Below are 23,000 nucleotides of genomic sequence, written 5' to 3'. Positions count from 1 at the left end.
CTGGAGCGAGTTTTATTTTGCATGGGGTTTATGGATTGTTTATAGCTATTCATCTGTCTCAGGGATGTGTTAATGAGGCTGGCGACAGATTCAAGCATTGATGGTTAGATATAAAATGAAAAGCCTCGAAAATCGAGGCCTTAGAGAGATGATGACACGTTTTGCGATTATTTAACCTCTTCGCCTTTTGCTTGTAGATCGGCGTGATAAGAAGAGCGTACAAATGGGCCACAGGCTGCGTGTGTAAAGCCCATCGCCAGTGCCTCTTCTTTCATTTCATCAAATTCAGCAGGGCTGACATAACGTTTAACGGGGAGGTGATGACGGCTTGGCTGTAAATACTGACCGAGTGTCAACATGGTGACTCCATGGCGACGCAGGTCACGCATCACTTCAATAATCTCGTCGTTAGTTTCACCTAATCCAACCATCAAGCCTGATTTAGTTGGAATGTCGGGGTGTGCTTCTTTAAATCTTTCAAGTAACTTTAAAGACCATTCATAGTTAGCACCCGGGCGAACTTGGCGATAGATACGTGGTACGTTTTCAAGATTATGGTTAAAAACATCGGGTGGTGTGGCCGTGAGAATGTCTAATGCACGGTCCATTCTTCCTCTAAAATCGGGAACCAATGTTTCAATTTTTATTGATGGGTTTTTTTCACGGATAGCGCTAATGCAATCAGCAAAATGCTGAGCACCGCCATCACGTAAATCATCACGGTCAACGGAGGTGATGACGACATAACGTAACCCCATATCTTTGATCGTTTGGGCTAATTTAACGGGTTCATTAGCATCTGGTGCATTCGGGCGACCATGAGCAACATCGCAGAATGGGCAACGGCGTGTGCAGATTGCACCAAGGATCATAAAAGTTGCAGTGCCGTGGTTAAAGCATTCAGATAGGTTAGGGCAGGATGCCTCTTCACAAACGGAGTGAAGACCATTTTTGCGAATGGCCGCTTTGATCCCTTGAATGCGAGTAGAATCGGCTGGCAACCTAATTTTCATCCAATCAGGTTTACGTAGAATTTCTTCACGCTCAGTGACAACGTTTTTGACAGGGATCAGCGCCATTTTATCGGCGTCACGATATTTAATTCCGCGTTCTATCTGAATTGGTTTACTCATAATTATACCGGTTCCAGTTATCTTTTTGAGTCATTGGATAAGTCGATTATTAGAAATGTAAAGTATGGGAGCCGTTACTTATCCATTAAAATTTTTTTTAAAAATGTTAAAAAATTATAGCATCATTATTGAACAATATGAAATCCCAGTGTGTCACAGAACTGTTCAATTAGCACGGGTTGAACATCTTGTAATGTCACATTAGGTATGAAATCACGTACTTGGGTCATTTTCAATTGAGCGTAGCCACAGGGGTTAATGCGATTAAAAGGCTCAAGATCCATATTGATGTTCAGTGCGAGTCCATGGAAAGAGCAGCCTTTTCGTATACGTAATCCTAAAGAACAGATTTTATCACTATTGACATAGACTCCCGGTGCATCAGGGCGCGGGTAAGCGTCGATGTGATAATGAGCGAGCGTCTTGACGACTGTATTTTCGAGTGCGGTCACCAAATCGCGTACGCCTAATTTGTTACGCTTAAGGTCAAGCATGACATACATAACCTGTTGCCCCGGTCCATGATAGGTCACTTGACCCCCTCTATCACTTTGGATGACGGGAATATCACCCGGCGCGAGAACATGCTCTGCTTTACCGGCTTGGCCTTGAGTAAAGACACGCGGGTGCTCGACAAGCCATAGCTCATCTGGAGTGTCTTTGTCGCGGTTTTCAGTGAACTGGTGCATCGCATCAGAAACGCTTTGATAAGGGGCAAGCCCTAATTGACGTACAATAATAGTTCGTGCTGACAATGTTTTAACATCCACATTAGAAATGTGCGAGTAGTATAACGCTGGTCGCGGGTTATCGCCAGTTCTGTCATGTTATTAAAATGTTACAGTGGCGGCTGTTTGTTGTTTTTTACAAGGTGAAGCATAAATTAGCGTTTTAAACGAGCTAAAAAGAGAGGTTATTCCTGTAGACTTTGTCTGATAACGATCTACAAATAATGTCAATAGCAGATAATAGCAAAAAACCGAGTGGCTATTGCGACTCGGTTTTTTTATAAGATACAAGGTAAATTACAGAACCATGCGTACGCGTTCTAATGCACCGAGCTCTTCATATAATTTTTCGATTTGTTCAATATGCGTTGCATTAATGGTAATCGAAACTGAGTGGTAATTGCCTTTGCTACTTGGCTTCACTTCTGGAGAATAGTCGCCCGGAGCATGGCGCTGAACCACTTCAACGACCTGATCAACCAGCTCAGGTTCCGCTAAACCCATCACTTTGTAAGTGAAAGAGCATGGGAACTCAAGTAGTTCGTTTAATTTCGTTTTCATGTGCGCTCCTAATAACAATAATAGTGTTTGAGGGAAAAACATCCCTCAAACGTCAGATATACCTTATATGGGGATGGTGTTTATCTGATTCAAGGGTTAACCAAACCAACGATGGAAGAGTAATTTGATGTAGTCAATCAAACGACTGAAAAAGCCACCTTCTTCGACATCTTTAAGTACCACTAAAGGTCGTTGCTCAATCGTTTTACCATCAAGTTGGAAATTAATGGTACCAACCGCTTGCCCTTTCTTCAGCGGAGCTTCCAACTCAGGTGTTGAAATATCATAGCTTGCTTTCAGATCTTTCAAACGTCCACGAGGGATGGTTAAAAATAAGTCCTCAGTAACACCAAGTTTGACGTTATTTTCATCGCCAAACCAAACGGGTTCAGACGCAAACTCGACGCCTGCTTGTAATGGTTTGACTGTTTCATAAAAGCGGAAACCATAGGTGAGCAATTTTTTGCTTTCGGCATCACGGCCTTTCATGCTTTTACCGCCCATGACGGCAGAGATTAAGCGCATTTCACCTTCAGTTGCAGAAGCAACAAGGTTATAACCCGCGGCATTCGTGTGGCCTGTTTTAATTCCATCCACCGTCAAACTTTTATCCCATAACAGTCCATTACGGTTGGTTTGGCGAATGTTATTAAAAGTGAATTCTTTCTCTTTGTAGATAGCATATTCATCCGGAACATCACGGATTAACGCCTGACCAATCAAAGCCATATCACGAGCTGAGCTATATTGACCTTCGGCATCTAATCCATGAACGGTTTTAAAATGCGTATTTTGTAACCCAAGCTTACTCACGTAGCCATTCATCAATTGAACGAAATTCGCCTGATCGCCAGCCACATAATCGGCCATTGCAACACACGCATCGTTACCTGACTGTAAGTTAATACCACGAGTTAATTGAGAAACGCTAACACGATCGCCGGGTTTCAAGAACATCAACGACGACCCTTTAAATATTGGGTTACCTGTAGCCCAAGCATCTTCATTAACAGTGACGATATCTTCTGCACCAATTTTTCCTGACTTGATCGCTTGACCAATAACATAACTGGTCATCATCTTAGTCAAACTGGCAGGATCACGGCGTTGATCGGCATTTTTTTCAGCAAGCACTTTACCTGAATTGTAATCAATCAGAATATAAGCTTCGGCATCAATATCAGGCACAGCAGGGATCGGGCTATTCGGAAATGGCTCATTAGCTTGTGCAAGATTCGTCATCGTAAATAGCAGTGCAGCACCCAGTAAGGTATGGCGAACGGTGCATGATGGGGCAAAATTTTTCATGTTTGTATTGTTACATCCGGAATTCGGTTAACACAAGGAGGCGCAGTGTAGCAAAAGTGTCATCAATGATTAATGCTATGCACCGATGTTTTACATAAATTTTATACTCGTCATACTTCAAGTTGCAGCGTTATTGATGGCAATGGTTTGTTCATCATCACGCCGCGCCTTGAATTATTCAGAGTTTATATTGATTATGGAGCGATAACCATCGACGTCTGATTTAACTCAGATTGAATTCGCCCTTGTAAATCAACTGCTTGTTGCCTATCGGCAAATGGCCCTAATTGAACACGATAAATATTGTTGTAAGGCTGTAAGCGACCTGGCACTCCAAACTGATTTTTTAAACCCTCTAGCATTGTTTTAGCGTTGTTTTGATTGCCGATTGCACCAACCTGCACGAGATAGCCTTTTTCAGGGACTGCTGGCGCTGCAACAGGTGCTGCTGCTGGCTCTTCTGGCTCTGGTGACTTGAGGCTACTCTCAGGAACAACGGGCTCCATCGGTGCTGTGGGTTGTTTTACGGGTAAGACGTTTTCTGGTGTGGGTAAGTTTTCCATCACAGGTGTACCCATAGGACCTGAGCCTAATTGAGGGCGACCCGGTAGGGCATAACTTTGCTTAACAAAGTTGGAGCCAACAGTGCCCGGACCGGATAGTGAGCCATCTTGTGCCACTTGAATTGCGTCAATTTTGATCCGCGTAGTTGGCATTAAATTAAGGCGATCAGCGACTGCTCGTGATACCGCAATGCTTTTACCTTGTGTATAAGGGCCACGATCATTAACACGAACGACCATCATGCGGCCATTCATCATATTAGTGATGCGTACATAACTTGGGATTGGCAAAGTGGGATGCGCGGCCGTAAGCTCAAGCGGATTCACTCGCTCACCAATGGCGGTCATATTACCGGTTGATTCTGAGCCAAAGATAGAGGCATAACCCAATTGCGAGAATTGCGACATATCTCGGACAATTTGGTATTGCTGGCCATTACGTTGATAATCACTGTTGGCTGTTGGATGAAACGGTTCATAATGAGGCTCAGCGCCAAGCACGTCTTGAACAGGAACAGCCGGTACGTTACTAGGCTGCTTAATGTTTTCTTCCGTGACACAACCACTAAGTAATGCAGCGGTAATGCCAAGCATAATCCATTGAAAACGCATACTAAGCCTCTTTTTATAAACTCTTTGACAGAAATTTTCTGTGTGTGTGAATAGACATGATAATACCGAATCCGGCCATTAAAACAATGAGTGCTGAGCCACCATAACTGACAAGGGGAAGGGGGACACCGACAACCGGTAATATCCCACTGACCATGCCGATATTAACAAAGACATAAACAAAGAGGATCAGCATCAGACCACCTGCCATAACACGGCCGAAAGTGTTTTGGGCGCTGGCTGCAATATAAAGGCCTCGCATGATTAACAACAGATAGAGACCGAGTAATACTAAAACACCAATTAAGCCAAGTTCTTCCGATAATACAGCAAAAATAAAGTCAGTGTGACGCTCAGGTAAAAACTCCAGTTGTGACTGGGTTCCGTGCAGCCAACCTTTTCCCATCAAACCACCGGAGCCAATGGCAATTTTTGATTGGATGATATGATAGCCGGCCCCTAAGGGGTCGCTTTCTGGGTCGAGTAGCATCATCACACGCGTTCTTTGATAATCGTGCATTAAGAAAAACCATAATAATGGGATAAACGCGGCAAGGGCGGTAACGGCGATGGTAATTAATCGCCAACTCATACCCGCTAAAAAGAGTACAAAAATGCCCGATGCCGCGACTAAGATGGAGGTTCCCAAATCGGGTTGCGCTGCGACTAACAGTGTAGGTAGAAAAATGAGTATCAGCGCGATCATCGTATTTTTTAACGAGGGTGGGCAGAGATCTCGGTTCATAAAGCGAGCCACCATCAATGGCACCGCAATTTTTGCAATTTCAGAGGGTTGAAAACGTATAATACCAAGATCAAGCCAGCGTTGAGCGCCTTTACTGATCTGACCAAAAACATCGACAAAAATAAGCAAAATGACACAAAAAATATATAAATGAGGCGCTAAGTTCTCATACATTCGAGGGGGAATTTGAGCCATGATGAGCATGACGATAAACCCTGAGGTAATTTGCCCCAGTTTTCTTTCCATCATTTCGGGATCTTGACCACTAGCGCTCCACATAATAAACGCACTGTAGGCAAGCAATAGCAAAATGATTAATAGCATAGGCACATCAATATGTAGACGTGCAGCAAGTGATAATTTTTTCTTATCGTCAGTCATAGTGTTAACGGTCTTCCTCAGAGCCTGTTGATACGCTGTTGACTTGGGTTTTATTGTCGCCTAATAGAACATGGTCAAATATCTGCCTAACGATATCGCCGACAGCAGGGCCTGCTCCACCATTTTCTAAAATAATGGCGACAGCAACGGTCGGTTTATCATAAGGAGCATAAGCAATCATTAATTTATGGTCACGTAAATGCTCGGCTAATTTGCTCGCATTATAGGTTTCGTAACTAAAGACCTGAGCCGTACCTGATTTAGCTGCTGCTTTGTAAGGAGTGCCAATAAAACTACGTCTACCCGTTCCGTTTGGTGCATTGGCCACACCGTACATACCTTGTTTGGCTAACTCCCAATAGCCTGAGTGAATATCGCCAATCTGCTTCGTCTCTTTATCTTCATAAGGCACCATCGCATTGCCTAGTTTTGTGCCATATAGCAGATGTGGCGTTTTAACTTGCCCATCATTGATAAGTGTCATGAGCGCTTTAGACATTTGAATTGGGGTCGCCGTCCAGTAACCTTGTCCAATACCAACTGGAATAGTATCCCCTTGATACCAAGGTTTCTTATAACGTTTTTGCTTCCATTCGCGGGTTGGCATAATCCCCGCCCTCTCTTCGGCAAGGTCGATCCCCGTATAATCACCAAAACCAAACCTACTCATCCAGTCGGATAGCCTATCAATCCCCATATCGTAGGCGACTTGGTAGAAGAACGTATCCGCAGATTCAATGATTGATTTAACCACATTTAATTTACCGTGCCCCCACCGTTTCCAATCACGGTAGCGTTTTTCGGAACCGGGGAGCTGCCACCAACCTGGGTCGAAAATGGTTGTGGAAGGTGTGATCACCTTTTCACTGAGGGCCGCAACAGAAATAAATGGCTTCACCGTTGAAGCGGGTGGATACAGCCCTTGTGTTGTTCGGTTGATCAGTGGCCTATCGGGGTTATTGAGTAGTGCCTGATAATCTTTATTTGAGATACCATTAACAAATAAATTCGAGTCATAACTTGGGTTAGAAACTAACGCTAATATTTCACCATTGCGAGGGTCTGTGACAACAACGGCAGCACGACTGGTTGTTAGTAATTTCTCAATATAAATTTGCAGTTCAAGATCGATAGTCAAATAGATATCGCGGCCTGCTTGAGGGGGTTGCTCATGTAATTGGCGAATCACTCGGCCACGGCTATTAACTTCAACCTCTTCATAGCCCGTTTTTCCATGCAACACATCTTCATAGTAGCGTTCGATACCTAATTTACCGATATCATGACTGGCGGCATAATTAGCAAGTTTTCCGTCTTTATCAAGGCGCTCAACATCTTTATCGTTAATTTTAGCCACATAACCAATGACATGGGTTAATGCAGAACCATAAGGGTAGGAACGACGTTGATAGCTCTTAACCTCAAGGCCAGGGAACCTATATTGATTGACGGCAAAACGTGCGACTTGCACTTCATTGAGCTGGGTTTTGAGAGGGATAGAAGTGAAGCGACGAGAACGTTTTCGCTCTTTTTCAAAGTTGGCGATATCTTCATCGGTTAGACCGATGACATCACGTAGTTTATCGAGTGTCTCTTGGAGATCAGACACTTTTTCAGGCACGATTTCCAGTTGATAAAAAGTACTGTTTAAAGCGAGTTGAGTTCCGTTGCGGTCATAAATAATACCGCGACTAGGGGCAATGGGAACGAGTTTGATCCGATTATCATTCGATCTTGTTTGATAATCTTCATGGCGAACAACTTGTATATGATAAAGGTTAGTGACAAGAACAGCTGTTAATAGCACTATGACGCCAAAGGCAATTAATGCTCGGCGAATAAATAACATTGATTCAGCTGTATGGTCGCGAAAAGGGGTGCGTTGATTTTTCATCCCACTGCCATATTGAACATATTAAAAACTGACTACTCCCGATGATATGGGTGGTTAGTCGTAATACTCCACGCACGATACAGACTTTCTGCAACAAGCACTCTCACTAGAGGGTGGGGGAGTGTCAGTGGAGATAATGACCAACTTTGCATGGCAGCTTCTTTACAAGCAGGCGCAAGTCCTTCCGGGCCGCCGATCAGCAGGCTAACGTTGCGTCCATCTTGTTTCCAATTTTCAAGTTGGTTAGCGAGCTTGGGAGTATCCCATTTCTCACCCGGTATATCCAATGTGATAATCCGATTACCTTTGCCGACAGCGGCCAGCATTAGCTCACCTTCTTTTTCGAGAATACGTTTAATATCTGCGTTTTTTCCTCGTTTTCCCGCTGGAATCTCAATTAGCTCGAACGGCATATCTTTAGGAAAACGATGAAGATAATCCATAAAGCCGGTCTGAACCCAGTCCGGCATTTTTGTTCCTACAGCGATGAGTTGTAATTTCAAACTCAGCTCCAGAGTTTTTCAAGTTCATACATACGACGGCTTTCATCTTGCATGATATGAACAATCGCTTCACCCAGATCAACGACAATCCAATCAGAAATCCCTTGACCTTCAACGCCTAAAGGCTGTAAACCATTTTTACGGCAAGCTTCAATTAATCGATCCGCAACAGACATTAAATGACGGCTAGATGTGCCAGTGCAGATGATCATTTGGTCAGTGATACTCGATTTCCCATGCACATCGATCGAGATAATATCTTCAGCTTTTGCATCGTCAAGCTGATTAATAATAAATTGTTGGAGTTCAGTTCCTTGCAAAAGGTTCACCTTTTATTCTAATTATACTCAGCCACGACATAACCTAATCAGTTGTGTTTTGGTGGTCAAGCAAAGCCATTTGAATGAAACGAATAGCTTAGCGTTGCCAATACAGATACAACTTGACGCATGGCGGATATAACGACGTTAAACACTGTTTGTAATATACCTGTTAAGGTTTGAACATTTTACCCTAGATTTTCAGAAAAATCGGCTAAATTATTTTATATTCCTTATCGAGTGTGATTTATATGAATAACCAGCGCTTAGGGCAAGAGATTTGTACAAACTTTACAAAGCCATACAGGTAATAATCAGCAAGGTTTGTTTTAATTTAGCGAAATAAAAATAGATGGGAAATGATTATGTTTGATGTAGTTTTGTTTGGCGATATCGATTATCCCACAGAGGATATTATTCAACTAACCACCGAGCATATGAATTTACTGCCCGTGGGTGAGCTTTTGGATATGCCGCTTAAATATCACGGGGTGATTTGCAGTGAGGCCGTTCGCGCGCAGCTACTTGAGCACTTTCCTGAAAATACGCCTATATTAACGACCGTTGAATGGCAATGCCCTGAGCATCTTGATCGTTTCCTGATCCAGTTGCATACGGGACATCGTCTAGCTCAATTAAGCGGTCATTTGACTCATCATCAAGTGATTCGTTTTCATAGCAGGTATAAATATTTGTTAATGGCATATTCGCCCAAAGGCTATCAAACGACAGGAAAATTGGTTGCTAGCATACCAAAAGGGAGTGAATTAACGGGTTTTTATCGCCAGTATCGAACGCAATTACTCAGCATTTTAGCCACGACCCCCACACGGAAACGACAGGTGAATGCCATTTCGCATATACAAGGCTATTTTAAATATAAAGCGACCAAGGACGAAAAAACACGTTTAAGATGGCTAATTAACGATTACCAAGAAGGCTATTTGTCGATCAATAATCCGTTATCGATGATTTTACAATTGCTCACTCAGTATCCTGATAGCTATCTCAGTGAGCAATTTTATTTATCCCCTTACTCTGGATGTGAAAAAGTCAGAGCATTACATCAATTTTGATAGAGGTGCTGTTGTTTTATATAAGCCATCACCGCAGCGGGAATAAGGTTTTCATTTACATTGCCATTATTTAGATTATTACGGATTTCTGTCGCTGAAATATCCACTAATGGAGTATCACCAAGAAAAATATATCCATTTGGTGTTTGGCTTAGTTTATTGGTATCGTCTGTCTTGTGTTTGTTGAGCCATGCTTGCATTTGTGGTTCGCTAAAATTTGCGGCATAACCCGGACGTGAACAAACTAATAAATGACAATTATCCAACAGTTGTTCCCAACCATGCCATGTATTAATCGATAAGAGTGAATCTTGTCCAATAATAAAGGCTAATGGTTGCTCTTGGCCCATTTCTTTACGCAATGCGGTTAAGGTTTCTATGGTATAGGATGGGCTATTACGCTCAAGTTCCCGCGTATCAATGGTAAAAAGTGGCTGATCTTGTATCGCTAAGCGCACCATTTCTAACCTTTGAGCTGGACTCGCTTCTGGTTGTGGTCGATGAGGGGGAACATGGTTGGGAAGTAAGATCACTTTTTGCAAGCCCACCTGTTTTGCCAGTGCTTCAACGGGGCGTAGATGGCCGTAATGTATTGGATCAAATGTCCCACCAAATAACGCTTGAAGGCCTTTGTGCTTAAAGGTCATGTATAAAACTCTCTGGTAAGGCTTTGGTACATATTAACATAGACAAGGATTGTAAATCTGGCCACACCGAGTGACTAAAGTCTTGTTTAGCATGTAGTTCTGCTTGGGTTAGCAAAAGAAGAGCCGATTGTAATTGATGTAAACTCAGCCGCTGTAATGCTGCCGTCAGTAATGGGCGGCGGTTTTGCCAAACTTTGTGTTGGTCAAATAAGGATTTTAATGATGCTGTCGCTGACTGGCGCTTTAAAGTCAGTAAAAGCATTAGTTCACGCTGGATTGCACGCAGTAAAATCACAGCCTCGGTATCTTCGCGTTGTAACTGCTCTAAGATATGCCAAGCACGGCGCGATTTACCCGCTAATAGTGCATCGACCCAATGATAAGGCGTAAAATGAGCTGCGTCATTGACCGCTGTTTCGACGCGTGGCAGTGTTAACTTACCGTCGGGATAAAGTAATGATAGCCGCTCTAGGGCTTGAGCTAATGCCAGTAAATTCCCCTCATAACAGTAGCAAAGCAGTTGGTTCGCTTCTGTTTCTAAGGTTAGGTGCATAGTATTGGCGCGCTTAGCTACCCATTGCGGCAATCGTTGGTATTCAGGGGTTAGGCAACTGACATAGACACCTTCATTGCTTATAGCTTTAAACCAAGCGCTATTCTCTTGAGCTTTCGTGAGTTTTTGTCCACGCAGCAATAACAGAATATCAGGATGGAGTAACTGAGCTAGCTGAGTCAGCTTTTCAGCCATGGCAGCATTAGGCCCGTTTTCAGGCAAAATTAAGGTTAACGATTGGCGGCTGGCGAATAAACTGAGAGCCTGACAGAGGCTAAAAATTTCATCCCAATCAGTCTGTGGCTCAAGTGAGAAAGTAAAATGTTCTTCGAACCCCTGACTTTGGGCTGTTTTTCGAATCGCATCTTGGCTCTCTTGAATTAATAGGGGCTCATTGCCCCAGATTAAATAGCGGCCTTTCAGTGAATCTTGTAACTGAGAGGCCAGCTGTTCAGGATAGATACGGATCATTATGGCTCAACAACAGGGACTGTCGTTTTAGCGTTAGCCTTCTCAAGTTCTGCGGTATGAACGATTAACAGCTTACGTACTAACATACGTGCAGCTTGTTCACGCATTTCTTGTTTAACCAGTTCATTTTCAGCATCTTTTGCAAGAGCTTCTAATGGGTTATCAAAGAAGGTACGCTCAACTTGGGTTTGTAATGGATAAACTGAGCCATTTGGCATCATAACTTGCGCATTGAGAACGAAAGTTAATTGCTTCTCAGCGGCTTTACCATCCTGATAAATCGAGACGGTTTCCGTTTTTTCTGACGATCCCGTAATTTTTAAAATCGGGATATCAGCGCTGCCGTTTTCCACTAGCTTGACATTATTCAGCCTGAGTTGCTCCCTAACGGCTCTGGTTAGAGAGCTATAAGGTGCATTCGAACTTAACTGTAATGTTTTCAGCTCGTCAGGGATCTGTGTTGTTCCTTGAAGACGAAAACCACAGCCAGCGGTGACTAGCACCGACAGGCTCAGCAATAAAGTTATCAGATAGCGCACCTGGCCTCCTTATCAGCCAACAACCAAGTTGAGTAATTTACCTGGTACATAAATTACTTTACGGATAGTCACGCCTTCGAGATATTTCGAGACGCTATACTCATTTTTCGCCATATCTAAAACAAAATCTTGTTCGGCATCCGCAGGCACGGTGATACGTCCACGAACTTTACCATTAACTTGGATCACGACCAGCTTGGTATCATCAACCATGGCGTTTTCGTCAGCAATAGGCCAGCGAGCAAAATCGATATCCTCTTTGTGACCCAGTGCTTGCCACATTTCAAAGCAAGCATGTGGAATGATTGGCGACAACATCAAGGTAATGGCTTCCAGAGCTTCTTGAATTAATGCACGGTCTTGCTCTGTTTCTTGTGGTGCACGAACCAGTTTGTTCATGAACTCCATGATGGCAGCGATTGCCGTATTAAAGGCATAACGACGATCAAAGTCATCGGTGACTTTGGCAATCGTTTTATGTAAATCACGGCGTAAGTCTTTCTGCTCAGTCGTTAATGAATCAATATTCAGCGGTTGAGTGGCCCCTTTTTGTGAATGTTCGTGAACGAGACGCCAAACACGACGGACGAAACGGTTTGCACCTTCGACGCTAGATTCTTGCCATTCAAGGGTTAACTCTGGTGGTGCTGCAAACATCATAAACAGTCGGACGGTATCTGCGCCATATTTTTCGACCATCAATTGTGGATCGATACCGTTATTTTTCGACTTAGACATTTTGCTCATGCCAGTGTAAACCAGCTCATGTCCTTCGTTATCAACCGCTTTGGTGATACGACCTTTATCATCGCGTTCAACAATCGCATCGGTAGGTGAAACCCAGACGCGCTGACCATCATTGCCGATATAGTAGAATGCATCTGCCAGTACCATGCCTTGGCATAGTAAGCGTTTTGCCGGTTCATCAGAGTTGACTAGACCTGCATCGCGCATCAATTTATGGAAGAAACGGAAATACATCAGATGCATGATCGCGTGTTCAATGCCGCCAATGTATTGGTCTACTGGCAACCAATAGTTTGCTGCTGCCGGATCCAACATGCCTTCGTCAAATTGTGGGCAGGTATAGCGTGCATAGTACCAAGATGATTCCATAAAGGTATCAAATGTATCTGTTTCACGTAGCGCTGGTTGACCGTTGATGGTTGTTTTTGCCCACTCAGGATCTGCTTTGATTGGGCTGGTGATACCATTCATTTCAACATCTTCAGGTAGAATAACCGGCAGTTGGTCTTCAGGAACAGGTACAACCGTGCCATCTTCTAATGTCGCCATCGGAATGGGGGCTCCCCAATAACGTTGACGGGAAACGCCCCAGTCACGTAGGCGATAGTTCACTTTTCGTTGGCCAGCACCGATAGCCACTAACTTATCGGCAATCGCGTTGAACCCTGCTGTATTGTCGAGACCGCTAAATTCACCTGAGTTGATCAACGCATACTTTTCAGTCATCGCCTCTTGGGAGATATCTGGCTCATTGCCTTCTGCGTCAGCAATAACGGCTTTAAGTGGTAGGTGATATTTATGTGCAAATTCCCAGTCACGTTGGTCATGAGCTGGTACTGCCATCACTGCGCCTGTGCCGTATTCCATCAATACAAAGTTAGCCACCCAAATTGGCAATTTCTCTTGAGTTAGCGGATGGATAACATACAGGCCCGTTGCCATACCTTTTTTATCCATGGTTGCCATATCAGCTTCTGCTGTTTTGGTGTTGCGGCATTCATCGATAAAGTGAGCTAATTCTGCATTGTTTGCTGCGGCTTCTTGGGCTAATGGGTGACCTGCCGCAACGGCAACATAGGTGGCGCCCATAAAGGTATCTGGACGAGTTGTGTATACGGTTAGTTTGTCATCACGGTCGGCAACATTAAAGGTGATTTCAACCCCTTCAGAACGGCCAATCCAGTTACGTTGCATTGTTTTGACTTGTTCAGGCCAATCATCGAGTTTATCGAGATCGTTCAACAATTCTTCAGCGTAATCGGTGATTTTGATAAACCACTGAGGGATTTCTTTGCGCTCTACGGGCGTATCACAGCGCCAGCAGCAGCCATCAATAACCTGTTCGTTCGCGAGAACAGTTAAATCGTGCGGACACCAGTTTACTGCGGAGGTTTTTTTATAAACTAAGCCTTTTTCATACAGCTTAGTAAAAAACCACTGTTCCCAACGATAGTATTCAGGCGTACAAGTGGTAACTTCACGATCCCAATCATAGCCAAACCCCAGCATTTTCAACTGGCCTTTCATGTAATCGATATTGGCATAGGTCCATGGTGCAGGAGCTGTATTGTTTTTTACAGCCGCGCCTTCTGCGGGTAAACCAAAAGCATCCCAACCAATAGGTTGTAAGACGTTTTTACCTAAAAGGCGTTGATAACGGGAGATAACATCACCCATAGTGTAGTTACGCACATGGCCCATGTGTAGTCGACCAGAAGGGTAAGGTAGCATGGACAGGCAGTAGTACTTCTCTTTGCTGTTGTCTTCTGTCACTTTAAATGTGGCTTTTTCATCCCAGTGACGCTGTACTTTAGGCTCTATATCTTCTGGACGATATTGTTCTTGCATGGCACCGATAATCCTATGGTGAATAAATGCTACTCAGTAGCGTTAATGTCTTTCTATAATTTAGATCCGCATAGCATAGCGGATCATACCCTAAAACAACAATAGTTGATTAGCTGAACCGGTGGGGGAAGCTGGATATTGTTTTTGGGGGGCGGAGTCAGAATATTTTATTCCGATGAGCATCAAACTTAACCAAAAAACAGTAAGATTGGTAGTGTTTTACGCAAAAAAACGCAAAAAATTAGCAAATATTGCACAATATCTAGGGTGGCGTATTTATTCACTCTATTTTATTAGTGCTAAAGTGCAAAGATGCTCTAGAAACCAAATAAAGCATCAATAAATCAAATCAATGAAGAAAACCTATTCAATCTGTTTAACGACCTTAATCTATTGATTGCGTTTTTGCATATGCTATTAGGGAGAGAGTGATGATTGAAATCTACGCCCAATACTATTGTGGTACAGTGAAATTTAAGGTTGCTTTGACAGATAGATACAACAGAGCAAAAAGATGTCACTGCCTGCTTGCTGAAGATGTAGGGAGGCATCACTATTTTAGAAGAAAAAGATAAACGAACGGAATACGCGGTTAACACAAAGCAAACCGCCCATTTTTTTATTCAATTTGCGAAATTGATACTTTCCATCAACGACGCGCAAGCCCACAAGAATAAGGCGTAAGCGTGACTTGCACTGAAGGCGTCTCTCTTTTTGATTTGGCATCGTTTTGAGGGATGGAATATCGCCATCCGAAAGGTGGGGCAACTTATTTATAAAAGTAAACGTGGTGCGTTAATGTTTATAATGTCTTATACCAAAATAATGCGACTTCATGCGCATTTTCCGTACACAAATAGAGTGACTTATCATAACCATGAATGCGAAAACCGTGCTTGTAGTAGAATTTAGCGGCGGTGGTATTGGTGGATTGAGATTCTAATCTGATATGGGTTAAGCCATTATCGATTGCCCAAGCTTCAATTTTTTCGAGTAATTGTTTGGCGATACCTTTACCTCTATATGGCTCATCGATAGCCAATTCATCAAGTTGTGCCATGCCATTCCAACAAAGACTTGCACAGGCATAGCCAATAGTTTTATCACCCAATTTAGCAACATATAAAGCACTTAAACTCTCTTGTTCATTCAACCATTGCTCAGGAGAAAAATGATAATCCTTTAGGTAGGGCTTAATTGCTTTTTTCCTGTTGATATCCTCATAGGGATGGAGTAACTCATCGGTTATCATCACAGTAAAATGACAGCCCGAAATATCTAGAACAGCATCATCTTGCAAAGGGGTAATTGTTATTTGCTGAATATTTTTCATTATGGTTCTTAGATTATTAAATTGATATTAATTGGATTTCTAATCTATATCAGTATGTATTAGGGGACAACAATCTTTGGATAAACAAAAATAGAAAGGGATAAGCGTGTCGTGCAGGGAGGAAGCCATAGAGAGACAGTCTCTCCCTATGGCTTGGAATAGGAATTAGTCACCACTAATGCAGTATTTTCGCGAGGAAATCTTTCGCTCTTTCTGATTTTGGATTAGCAAAAAAGTCTTCTTTTTTACTGTCTTCGACAATTTTACCTTCATCCATAAAAATCACACGGTTAGCGACTTTCTTAGCGAAACCCATTTCGTGGGTAACGACCATCATGGTCATACCCTCGTTGGCTAATTCGACCATAACATCAAGCACTTCATTGATCATTTCAGGGTCAAGTGCTGATGTCGGTTCATCAAATAGCATCGCTACAGGGTCCATACATAGAGCACGAGCGATCGCCACACGTTGTTGCTGACCACCGGAAAGCTGGGATGGAAATTTATTAGCATGGTTTGCCAACCCAACACGCTCTAACAATTTCAACCCTTTCGCTTCAGCCTCTTTTTTACTTCTATTTAGCACTTTAACTTGGGCAAGTGTTAAATTTTCGATAATAGATAGGTGAGGGAATAGCTCGAAATGTTGGAAGACCATACCCACTTTAGAACGTAGTTTTGCCAAATCAGTTTTTTTATCATTGACTTGGATACCATTTACAAAAATTTCACCCTGTTGAACAGGCTCAAGGCCATTCACCGTTTTTATTAATGTGGATTTACCAGAACCAGATGGCCCACAGACCACGACAACTTCACCTTTTTTGACTTCAGTTGTACAGTCAGTAAGTACCTGAAATTGGCCATACCATTTGGATATATTTTTCAGGGTAATCATGAAACAGTCCTTTTCTTAAGATAATTCACCAGCATTGAAGCGCCGAAACTGATAATAAAGTACACCAAGCCTGCAAACAATATCATTTCTACCTGTGTACCGTCGCGTTCGCCAATATTGGTGGCGGTACGGAAGAAATCCGTTAAGCTCAGCACATAGACTAATGATGAATCCTGAAATAGCACAATGCCTTGTGTTAATAACAGTGGGATCATAGCTTTGAAGGCTTGAGGTAGTATGACTAGCCTCATGGTTTGCATATTCGTCATACCGAGAGCCAATGCCGCAGAAGCTTGGCCTCGTGAAATACTTTGGATACCTGCTCGAATAATTTCAGAGTAATAGGCTGCTTCAAAAAGCGAGAAGGCTACCATTGCTGAAATTAAACGGATATCACTTTTTGGCGATATGCCTAGAACATTTTGGACTAAGTTAGGCACAATTAAATAGAACCACAATAACACCATGACTAATGGAATAGAGCGGAAGGTGTTCACGTACAGTGCCGCAAACCAGCTAATTGGTTTGAATGTCGAAAGTCGCATTACGGCAAGAACGGTTCCCCACAGTATCCCTACCACAATCGCTGTAATGGTGATTTTCGCTGTGATAATTAAGCCATCGAGTAAGAATGGCCAGCTTGGTACGATGGAGCTCCAATCAAATTCATAGAACATATTATCGCCCTCCTAATGTGCCAGGTAAGCGAACTTTACGTTCGAGCAAGGTCATTAACACCATAATGACGATATTGATGCCAACGTAGGCGAGGGTGATCGCGGTGAATGACTCCCAAGCATGCGCAGAGTAATCCAGCAATTTACCTGCCTGTGCCGCCATATCAACTAGGCCGATAGTTGAAGCAATGGCCGAGTTTTTGACTAGGTTAAGCATTTCAGACGTCATGGGTGGCAGAATAACTCGGTATGCGTTGGGTAACAGCACATAGCGATAAGTTTGTGGCAAAGTCAGTCCCATCGCGAGGCCGGCGTTTTTTTGTCCTCTTGGCAATGATTGGATAGCGGCTCTGACTTGTTCAGTCATACGAGCAGCAGTAAATAAACCAAGACACAGCGTAGAAGAGATAAAAAATTGATAGTTAGGATCTAAATCCATTTTAAACCAATCACCAATAGATTGAGGTAACAGCTCTGGGATCACTAAATACCAAGTGAAAAACTGTACAATCAAAGGCACATTGCGAAATAGCTCAACGTAAACAGTTCCCGTCATCGCGAGAAAGCGATTTGGAACAGTCCGTAAGATGCCAAAAAATGAACCGACGAGAAATGCGATGATCCAAGCACAGATGGAAAGTGCGACGGTAACTTCTAAGCCAGATAATAACCAACCTAAATAGGTGGTATTCCCAAATGGGGCTTCCTGTAGGAAAATCCCCCAATTCCAATCAATTGACATAATTCTACTTCCTGTGGGCAATTAGATTGACCCTACTACTGGTAAGAAAGTGCAAGGCGGGGAACGACCGCCTTGCAAATCTCACTTCAGTAACACCCTGTTTGTCTTTTTTATTTAGTTTAGAGCTTTGTCATTAGGTGATTTGAATAGTGTTTTCATTTCATCCGATAACGTGAATTTTAAGTTAAGATTTTTTGGTGGAATAGGTTGATTGAACCACTGGTTAAATGACTTCTCAGCGGTACCATCTGTTTGTACTTTTGCGATAGTTTCATCGACCAGTGCTTTGAATTGAGGGTCATCTTTGCGCAGCATACAACCGTACGCTTCTTCAGACTGTGGTTTACCTACAATTTCCCAGATATCGGGTTTTTTCGCCTTCGCACGCTCACCTGCTAGTAATGCGTCATCCATCATAAAGGCAGCGGCACGGCCAGACTCCAGTGTACGGAAAGAGTCACCGTGGTCTTTTGCACTGATGATGCGCATCTTCATATTTTTTTCGTCGTTAAGTTTATTGAGTAAAATTTCAGACGTTGTACCTGAAGTGACGACAACGTTTTTACCCGCGAGATCCGCAAAATCTTTGACTCCGGAGTCATTTTTAGTCAGTAGGCGAGTCCCTACAATGAAAATAGTATTTGAGAAAGCGGCTTGTTTTTGTCTTTCTAAATTATTGGTAGTTGAGCCACATTCAAAGTCATAGGTACCGTTTTGTAATAGAGGAATGCGGTTCTGTGATGTGATTGGAATGAGTTTAACTTCAAGATTAGGTTTATTAAGTTTCTTTTTGACCGCGTTAACAATCTCGTTGGAATAGTCTTGAGAATAACCAACCACCTTTTGGCTGTTATCGTAATAAGAGAATGGCACTGATGATTCACGGTGCCCGACAACAATGACACCATTGTCGTTAATTTTTTTTAGTGTACCGGTCAATTCTTCGGCTTGAACGGCACAGGTCGCACCTAACACCATCATAGATAATACAATCTTGCTCATACGCATAGTTACAGCTCCTTTCTGAGATCGGGTATCTGTCTTGTTTGTTGTGCTTGCTGATGTCTCGTTGATTCAATTGGAGTCGCGATCATCGGCTGTATGTTTTATTATTGTTAAAAACTAAATAAAAATGTTAAATAATGAAAACGAATTGTTTCAAAATCGGGAGCTGTCTCGCATATTATTTGGGCAGTTCCTAATTTGTTGCACTATTGCTGGGAAAAATGCGCTAAAAAAGCGAGTTATGCACCATTAGAGTGAAAAACAAGCTTATTTTTCGATGTCGTAAAGTTATAATGCATTTTACGTACCAGTTTTTAGAGAAAATGGATAAATCTGACGAGGATTTGTAAAGTTAGATTATGTTACTTGTGTAAGGACGTTTGCTGTGTAAGATGTAACCTTTAGTAAATTGGTTAAATTTTAATAGTGGATTAACTAATCTGTATTTAACAGTGTGCATTTCAGGACGAATAGATAGAGACACGCATGAACAGGCAACTTAAATTAGGCAAAGGATTAGTATTACTCGCCTGTCTGATGGTTTTACTTTGTATGAACCAAAGAGCCCTCGGAGAGCGTCTTTTCGCCCATTTTTCGCCTCAATCCCCTGTTATACAGCTGCAACAGAATGCACCGTCAGCTATTTTCCAAACCCCACAAATAGACGATAAAGGCTCTCACCTGTCTACCTGTGAGTTGAGTGCAAAATCCCTATTAACATTAACGCCAGCGGTTATTGAACCCTTTTTCTTTTTATTTCTATCAATCGCTGCATTAAGTCTTTTTTGCTCTAATCTATTCTCACGTCGAACAAATCGTGAAGATAAGCACCCACCACCTAAAGTTAGACTTCATCTACAATATTGTAATCTTCGAGATTAGAACACCATTGCGTTCGGCATGTTGGTGTTTTTTATTCTGGAGGAATTATGCGTTTTTTTATTAATGCGTTAATTATTTTGTCTGCTCTTTTATCTGGCATGATACATGCTGCGGATACTGGCTGGTTGACAGATAAACATAATGATCACGCAAAAGTACGTTTTTTAAGCGCTTCTCAAAAAGATGGGAAAGTCGCTTTATTATTGGATGTCCAACTACAGGATGGGTGGAAAACGTATTGGCGTTCTCCAGGAGAAGGGGGGATAGCCCCTGAGATCAATTGGCAATCACCTATCAAGAATATGGAGTGGCAGTGGCCAGCTCCAGGGCGTTTTGATGTCGCAGGGATTTCAACGCAGGGCTATATGGGGGATGTTGTTTTCCCTATTATTGTCGATGTGGATGAAAAGCTTAATAAACTTTCGGGTGTGTTAACGCTATCGACTTGTAGTAATGTCTGCATCTTAACGGATTACCCTTTTGAGCTTGATTTAACCGAGCCTGCGCCTTCAAACTTTGAATGGGCGTTTAATCAAGCGATGGGGAGTGTTCCGCCATCCAAAGGCTTAGTGAAAGATCCGACAGTTGGATTCACTGGCGATAAATTAGTGATTGAGCTGCAAAAGGCCTCTGGGGAACCTTGGCGTCACAACGCTGGGATCTTCACTGACACACCAGAAGGAACAACGTTAGGCGTTCCGAAGGTGAGTGTTGCGGATGGAAAATTGACCGCGACGATTGACGTCAGTGATGACTGGGGAGATAAAGCACCTGATCTTACAGGAAAAAATATCTCTTTTGTTGTCACAGAGGGTGAACTCTCACAACAAATTGATGTACCCGCTACGCCTTTTTCAGGGGTAATTAATCAAGGAAATAGCGGGCAGGCTATTCCACTGTGGCAGATCCTCGCCTTTGCCTTGCTGGGTGGTTTGATTTTAAACCTGATGCCTTGTGTATTGCCTGTTCTTGCCATGAAACTCGGTTCAGTTTTAATGGTGCCGCAAGGTGAACAAAAAACTATCCGCCGGCAGTTCCTCCTATCGTCCTCGGGGATCCTTGTATCCTTCTGGTTACTCGCGTTGTTAATGACGTTATTACGGGTAGGTCAGCAAGCCGTAGGCTGGGGGATCCAGTTCCAAAATCCTTGGTTTATCGGGTTTATGGTCTTAATCACCGGAATCTTCACGGCTAACTTGTTTGGTTTGTTCGAAATCCACTTAGGCAGTAAGGCGAACACGCGTTTAGCAACTGCGGGGGGACAGGGTAATCGTGGACATTTCTGGCAAGGGGTATTTGCGACGTTACTTGCTACGCCATGCTCCGCACCATTTTTGGGCACAGCAGTGGCATTTGCATTGGCGGCACCTATCGAAGAGTTGTGGCTTGTCTTCACTGCGCTTGGTTTAGGAATGAGTTTGCCTTGGCTACTGATCGCTGCTTTCCCTGCGATTTCACGTCTACTACCTAAGCCTGGCGCGTGGATGAATAAACTTAGAATCATCCTTGGTATGATGATGCTGTTGTCATGCTTATGGTTGATCAGTTTGCTGATCCCGCATTTCGGTGAAATAGCTGCATTAATAATCGCTATTGTCTTTTTATTATTACTTGTTGCATTTATTTGGAAAAAATACAGTTTACGAGCGGCATCTGTCGCATTTGTATTGTTTGCGTTGCTCGCGGCTGGATTCGCTTGGGTGACCATGGAACAAACCACGGGTAGCCGCAATATTGTACAAGATAATGTGAATTGGCAGCCTTTAAGTGAAGAGGCGATAACACAAGCCCTGTCAGAAAATAAGCGTGTGTTCATCGATGTAACTGCTGATTGGTGTGTGACCTGTAAGGCAAATAAATATAATGTATTGTTGAGAGATGATGTACAGCAATTATTAAACGAGCCAGATGTTGTGGCATTAAGAGGGGATTGGACTAAACCCTCACCTGAAATTACCGCGTTTTTACAAAAGCGTGGGCAAGTGGCCGTACCATTTAACCAAATTTATGGCCCTAAGTTGGCAGAGGGTGAAATACTGTCAACAATACTTGATCGTGACGTTTTATTATCAATTATGAATGAGGCCAAAGGAGCCGAAAAATGAAAAAAACGATTGTAGCTGTCCTGTTTTCATCGCTAGTGTTTGGTGCAACTGCTCATGCGGCTCCATTAACAGCAGACCAAGAAGCGCAAGTTCGCAAACTGGTACGTGATACGTTGGTTGAAAATCCTGAAATACTAGAAGAAGCGATTGTTGCGTTGCAAGCTAAACAAGGCGAAAAGCAGCAAGCGCAGATGAAAGAAACCCTTAAAGCTGAGCATGATAAGCTGTTTAATGACCCTGCAAGCCCTCGTATCGGTGCTAAAGACGCTAAATTAGTTTTAGTTAACTTTACCGATTATAACTGTCCATTCTGTAAGCGTTTTGACCCTCAGTTAGAAGAGATAGTGAAGAAATACCCAGATGTTGCGGTGGTGATAAAGCCACTACCATTTAAAGGTAAAACGTCTGTTGAATCTTCACAATTAGCGCTGACATTGTGGGAAAAAGATCCAAAAGCATTCCAAGCTTTGCATCAAAAATTTATGCAAAAACAAGGAATGTTAACGGATGAAAACATTAAGCAAGCATTGAAGGCAACAGGTAACGAGAAACTGGTTGCTAATGATAAGAGCATGGAGACTATCCGTACGAATATGATGTTGGCTGAAAAACTGGGGGTTAATGGGACACCTGCAACTCTAGTTGGCGATGAAATGATCCCAGGAGCTATTGATACTCAACAACTGGAAGCAATTGTTAAAGCGCAATTAGAAAAAGTTAAGTAAG

At 42.8% G+C, this 23,000-nt stretch carries 22 protein-coding genes; 4 read left to right on the top strand and 18 right to left on the bottom strand.

Features of this window, described 5'->3' with window-relative positions; translation table 11 throughout:
* Positions 1-167 precede the first annotated feature (167 nt).
* From lipA to rsfS, 9 genes are all read right to left on the bottom strand, one after another.
* The gene (gene lipA / locus P2E05_RS15170) at positions 168-1,133 is read right to left on the bottom strand and encodes a lipoyl synthase (RefSeq protein WP_276122870.1); all 966 of its coding nucleotides are present in this window, start codon (positions 1,131-1,133) and stop codon (positions 168-170) included.
* Positions 1,134-1,258: 125 nt separating this feature from the next.
* On the bottom strand, positions 1,259-1,822 hold the full coding sequence (lipB, locus tag P2E05_RS15165) for a lipoyl(octanoyl) transferase LipB (protein ID WP_375097500.1): 564 nt from the start codon (positions 1,820-1,822) through the stop codon (positions 1,259-1,261).
* 336 nt (positions 1,823-2,158) lie between these two features.
* A complete protein-coding gene (ybeD, locus tag P2E05_RS15160) occupies positions 2,159-2,422 on the bottom strand; it encodes a DUF493 family protein YbeD (RefSeq protein ID WP_004917614.1) in 264 nt (87 codons plus the stop codon).
* A gap of 96 nt (positions 2,423-2,518) precedes the next feature.
* A complete protein-coding gene (gene dacA, locus P2E05_RS15155; RefSeq protein WP_154622614.1) occupies positions 2,519-3,730 on the bottom strand; it encodes a D-alanyl-D-alanine carboxypeptidase DacA in 1,212 nt (403 codons plus the stop codon).
* A 194-nt stretch (positions 3,731-3,924) separates the two neighbouring features.
* The gene (rlpA, locus tag P2E05_RS15150; protein ID WP_154622615.1) at positions 3,925-4,905 is read right to left on the bottom strand and encodes an endolytic peptidoglycan transglycosylase RlpA; all 981 of its coding nucleotides are present in this window, start codon (positions 4,903-4,905) and stop codon (positions 3,925-3,927) included.
* A gap of 13 nt (positions 4,906-4,918) precedes the next feature.
* Positions 4,919-6,031, bottom strand: coding sequence for a peptidoglycan glycosyltransferase MrdB (mrdB, locus tag P2E05_RS15145; RefSeq protein ID WP_276122869.1), 1,113 nt, complete (start codon positions 6,029-6,031; stop codon positions 4,919-4,921).
* 4 nt (positions 6,032-6,035) lie between these two features.
* Positions 6,036-7,925 (bottom strand): peptidoglycan DD-transpeptidase MrdA, encoded by a 1,890-nt coding sequence (mrdA, locus tag P2E05_RS15140; RefSeq protein WP_154622617.1) that lies wholly within the window; start codon positions 7,923-7,925, stop codon positions 6,036-6,038.
* 32 nt (positions 7,926-7,957) lie between these two features.
* On the bottom strand, positions 7,958-8,428 hold the full coding sequence (gene rlmH / locus P2E05_RS15135) for a 23S rRNA (pseudouridine(1915)-N(3))-methyltransferase RlmH (protein ID WP_154622618.1): 471 nt from the start codon (positions 8,426-8,428) through the stop codon (positions 7,958-7,960).
* 2 nt (positions 8,429-8,430) lie between these two features.
* Positions 8,431-8,757 carry a ribosome silencing factor gene (gene rsfS, locus P2E05_RS15130; RefSeq protein ID WP_163862811.1) on the bottom strand — a complete coding sequence of 109 codons (327 nt, stop codon included), beginning with the start codon at positions 8,755-8,757 and terminating at the stop codon, positions 8,431-8,433.
* A 356-nt stretch (positions 8,758-9,113) separates the two neighbouring features.
* On the opposite strand from rsfS, the gene P2E05_RS21710 reads away from it, so the two are divergent.
* Positions 9,114-9,824, top strand: coding sequence for a YbgA family protein (locus tag P2E05_RS21710; protein WP_247046793.1), 711 nt, complete (start codon positions 9,114-9,116; stop codon positions 9,822-9,824).
* Here the strand turns inward: P2E05_RS21710 and nadD are convergent.
* The 9 genes from nadD to P2E05_RS15080 all read right to left on the bottom strand — a co-directional run bounded on the left by nadD (position 9,815) and on the right by P2E05_RS15080 (position 19,290).
* The gene (gene nadD, locus P2E05_RS15120; RefSeq protein ID WP_276122868.1) at positions 9,815-10,471 is read right to left on the bottom strand and encodes a nicotinate-nucleotide adenylyltransferase; all 657 of its coding nucleotides are present in this window, start codon (positions 10,469-10,471) and stop codon (positions 9,815-9,817) included. The genes P2E05_RS21710 and nadD overlap by 10 nt on opposite strands.
* Positions 10,461-11,495 (bottom strand): DNA polymerase III subunit delta, encoded by a 1,035-nt coding sequence (holA, locus tag P2E05_RS15115; RefSeq protein ID WP_154622622.1) that lies wholly within the window; start codon positions 11,493-11,495, stop codon positions 10,461-10,463. The genes nadD and holA overlap by 11 nt, the downstream gene beginning before the upstream one ends.
* The gene (lptE, locus tag P2E05_RS15110; RefSeq protein ID WP_163862806.1) at positions 11,495-12,034 is read right to left on the bottom strand and encodes an LPS assembly lipoprotein LptE; all 540 of its coding nucleotides are present in this window, start codon (positions 12,032-12,034) and stop codon (positions 11,495-11,497) included. Before lptE ends, holA begins: the two co-directional genes overlap by 1 nt.
* Positions 12,035-12,046: 12 nt before the next feature.
* Positions 12,047-14,629, bottom strand: a complete 2,583-nt coding sequence (leuS, locus tag P2E05_RS15105) for a leucine--tRNA ligase (RefSeq protein ID WP_163862804.1) — start codon at positions 14,627-14,629, stop codon at positions 12,047-12,049.
* Between the two features lie 802 nt (positions 14,630-15,431).
* Positions 15,432-15,962: a GNAT family N-acetyltransferase gene (locus tag P2E05_RS15100; protein WP_154622624.1), complete on the bottom strand. Its 531-nt coding sequence runs from the start codon at positions 15,960-15,962 to the stop codon at positions 15,432-15,434.
* Between the two features lie 175 nt (positions 15,963-16,137).
* Complete coding sequence (locus tag P2E05_RS15095; protein WP_154622625.1) at positions 16,138-16,863, bottom strand: amino acid ABC transporter ATP-binding protein; 726 nt, start codon at positions 16,861-16,863, stop codon at positions 16,138-16,140.
* A complete protein-coding gene (gene gltK, locus P2E05_RS15090) occupies positions 16,860-17,540 on the bottom strand; it encodes a glutamate/aspartate ABC transporter permease GltK (RefSeq protein WP_154622626.1) in 681 nt (226 codons plus the stop codon). The genes P2E05_RS15095 and gltK overlap by 4 nt, the downstream gene beginning before the upstream one ends.
* 1 nt (position 17,541) lies before the next feature.
* Positions 17,542-18,282, bottom strand: a complete 741-nt coding sequence (locus P2E05_RS15085) for an amino acid ABC transporter permease (protein WP_154622627.1) — start codon at positions 18,280-18,282, stop codon at positions 17,542-17,544.
* 114 nt (positions 18,283-18,396) lie between these two features.
* Positions 18,397-19,290: a glutamate/aspartate ABC transporter substrate-binding protein gene (locus P2E05_RS15080; RefSeq protein WP_154622628.1), complete on the bottom strand. Its 894-nt coding sequence runs from the start codon at positions 19,288-19,290 to the stop codon at positions 18,397-18,399.
* A gap of 483 nt (positions 19,291-19,773) precedes the next feature.
* Here P2E05_RS15080 and P2E05_RS15075 point away from each other — a divergent pair, with 483 nt between their 5' ends.
* Genes P2E05_RS15075 through P2E05_RS15065 form a run of 3 tightly spaced genes read left to right on the top strand, consistent with a single transcriptional unit; the run spans position 19,774 to position 22,999 of the window.
* On the top strand, positions 19,774-20,169 hold the full coding sequence (locus tag P2E05_RS15075; protein ID WP_154622629.1) for a metal resistance protein: 396 nt from the start codon (positions 19,774-19,776) through the stop codon (positions 20,167-20,169).
* Positions 20,170-20,216: 47 nt separating this feature from the next.
* Positions 20,217-22,274 carry a protein-disulfide reductase DsbD family protein gene (locus P2E05_RS15070; RefSeq protein WP_249999229.1) on the top strand — a complete coding sequence of 686 codons (2,058 nt, stop codon included), beginning with the start codon at positions 20,217-20,219 and terminating at the stop codon, positions 22,272-22,274.
* The gene (locus P2E05_RS15065) at positions 22,271-22,999 is read left to right on the top strand and encodes a DsbA family protein (protein ID WP_154622631.1); all 729 of its coding nucleotides are present in this window, start codon (positions 22,271-22,273) and stop codon (positions 22,997-22,999) included. The genes P2E05_RS15070 and P2E05_RS15065 overlap by 4 nt, the downstream gene beginning before the upstream one ends.
* Position 23,000 lies beyond the last annotated feature (1 nt).

The sequence above is a fragment of the Providencia stuartii genome (genome assembly GCF_029277985.1).
Taxonomy (GTDB): Bacteria; Pseudomonadota; Gammaproteobacteria; order Enterobacterales; family Enterobacteriaceae; genus Providencia; species Providencia zhejiangensis.
The sequence above is the reverse complement of the archived record's forward strand: the minus strand, read 5'-3'. Positions and strand labels throughout refer to the sequence as shown.

Bases quoted from the DNA above. Each gene is read 5' to 3' on its own strand.
- lipA (WP_276122870.1), bottom strand. From the start codon at position 1,133: ATGAGTAAACCAATTCAGATAGAACGCGGAATTAAATATCGTGACGCC.
- lipB (WP_375097500.1), bottom strand. From the start codon at position 1,822: ATGCACCAGTTCACTGAAAACCGCGACAAAGACACTCCAGATGAGCTA.
- ybeD (WP_004917614.1), bottom strand. From the start codon at position 2,422: ATGAAAACGAAATTAAACGAACTACTTGAGTTCCCATGCTCTTTCACT.
- dacA (WP_154622614.1), bottom strand. From the start codon at position 3,730: ATGAAAAATTTTGCCCCATCATGCACCGTTCGCCATACCTTACTGGGT.
- rlpA (WP_154622615.1), bottom strand. From the start codon at position 4,905: ATGCGTTTTCAATGGATTATGCTTGGCATTACCGCTGCATTACTTAGT.
- mrdB (WP_276122869.1), bottom strand. From the start codon at position 6,031: ATGACTGACGATAAGAAAAAATTATCACTTGCTGCACGTCTACATATT.
- mrdA (WP_154622617.1), bottom strand. From the start codon at position 7,925: ATGAAAAATCAACGCACCCCTTTTCGCGACCATACAGCTGAATCAATG.
- P2E05_RS21710 (WP_247046793.1), top strand. From the start codon at position 9,114: ATGTTTGATGTAGTTTTGTTTGGCGATATCGATTATCCCACAGAGGAT.
- nadD (WP_276122868.1), bottom strand. From the start codon at position 10,471: ATGACCTTTAAGCACAAAGGCCTTCAAGCGTTATTTGGTGGGACATTT.
- holA (WP_154622622.1), bottom strand. From the start codon at position 11,495: ATGATCCGTATCTATCCTGAACAGCTGGCCTCTCAGTTACAAGATTCA.
- leuS (WP_163862804.1), bottom strand. From the start codon at position 14,629: ATGCAAGAACAATATCGTCCAGAAGATATAGAGCCTAAAGTACAGCGT.
- P2E05_RS15100 (WP_154622624.1), bottom strand. From the start codon at position 15,962: ATGAAAAATATTCAGCAAATAACAATTACCCCTTTGCAAGATGATGCT.
- P2E05_RS15095 (WP_154622625.1), bottom strand. From the start codon at position 16,863: ATGATTACCCTGAAAAATATATCCAAATGGTATGGCCAATTTCAGGTA.
- gltK (WP_154622626.1), bottom strand. From the start codon at position 17,540: ATGTTCTATGAATTTGATTGGAGCTCCATCGTACCAAGCTGGCCATTC.
- P2E05_RS15085 (WP_154622627.1), bottom strand. From the start codon at position 18,282: ATGTCAATTGATTGGAATTGGGGGATTTTCCTACAGGAAGCCCCATTT.
- P2E05_RS15080 (WP_154622628.1), bottom strand. From the start codon at position 19,290: ATGCGTATGAGCAAGATTGTATTATCTATGATGGTGTTAGGTGCGACC.
- P2E05_RS15075 (WP_154622629.1), top strand. From the start codon at position 19,774: ATGAACAGGCAACTTAAATTAGGCAAAGGATTAGTATTACTCGCCTGT.
- P2E05_RS15070 (WP_249999229.1), top strand. From the start codon at position 20,217: ATGCGTTTTTTTATTAATGCGTTAATTATTTTGTCTGCTCTTTTATCT.
- P2E05_RS15065 (WP_154622631.1), top strand. From the start codon at position 22,271: ATGAAAAAAACGATTGTAGCTGTCCTGTTTTCATCGCTAGTGTTTGGT.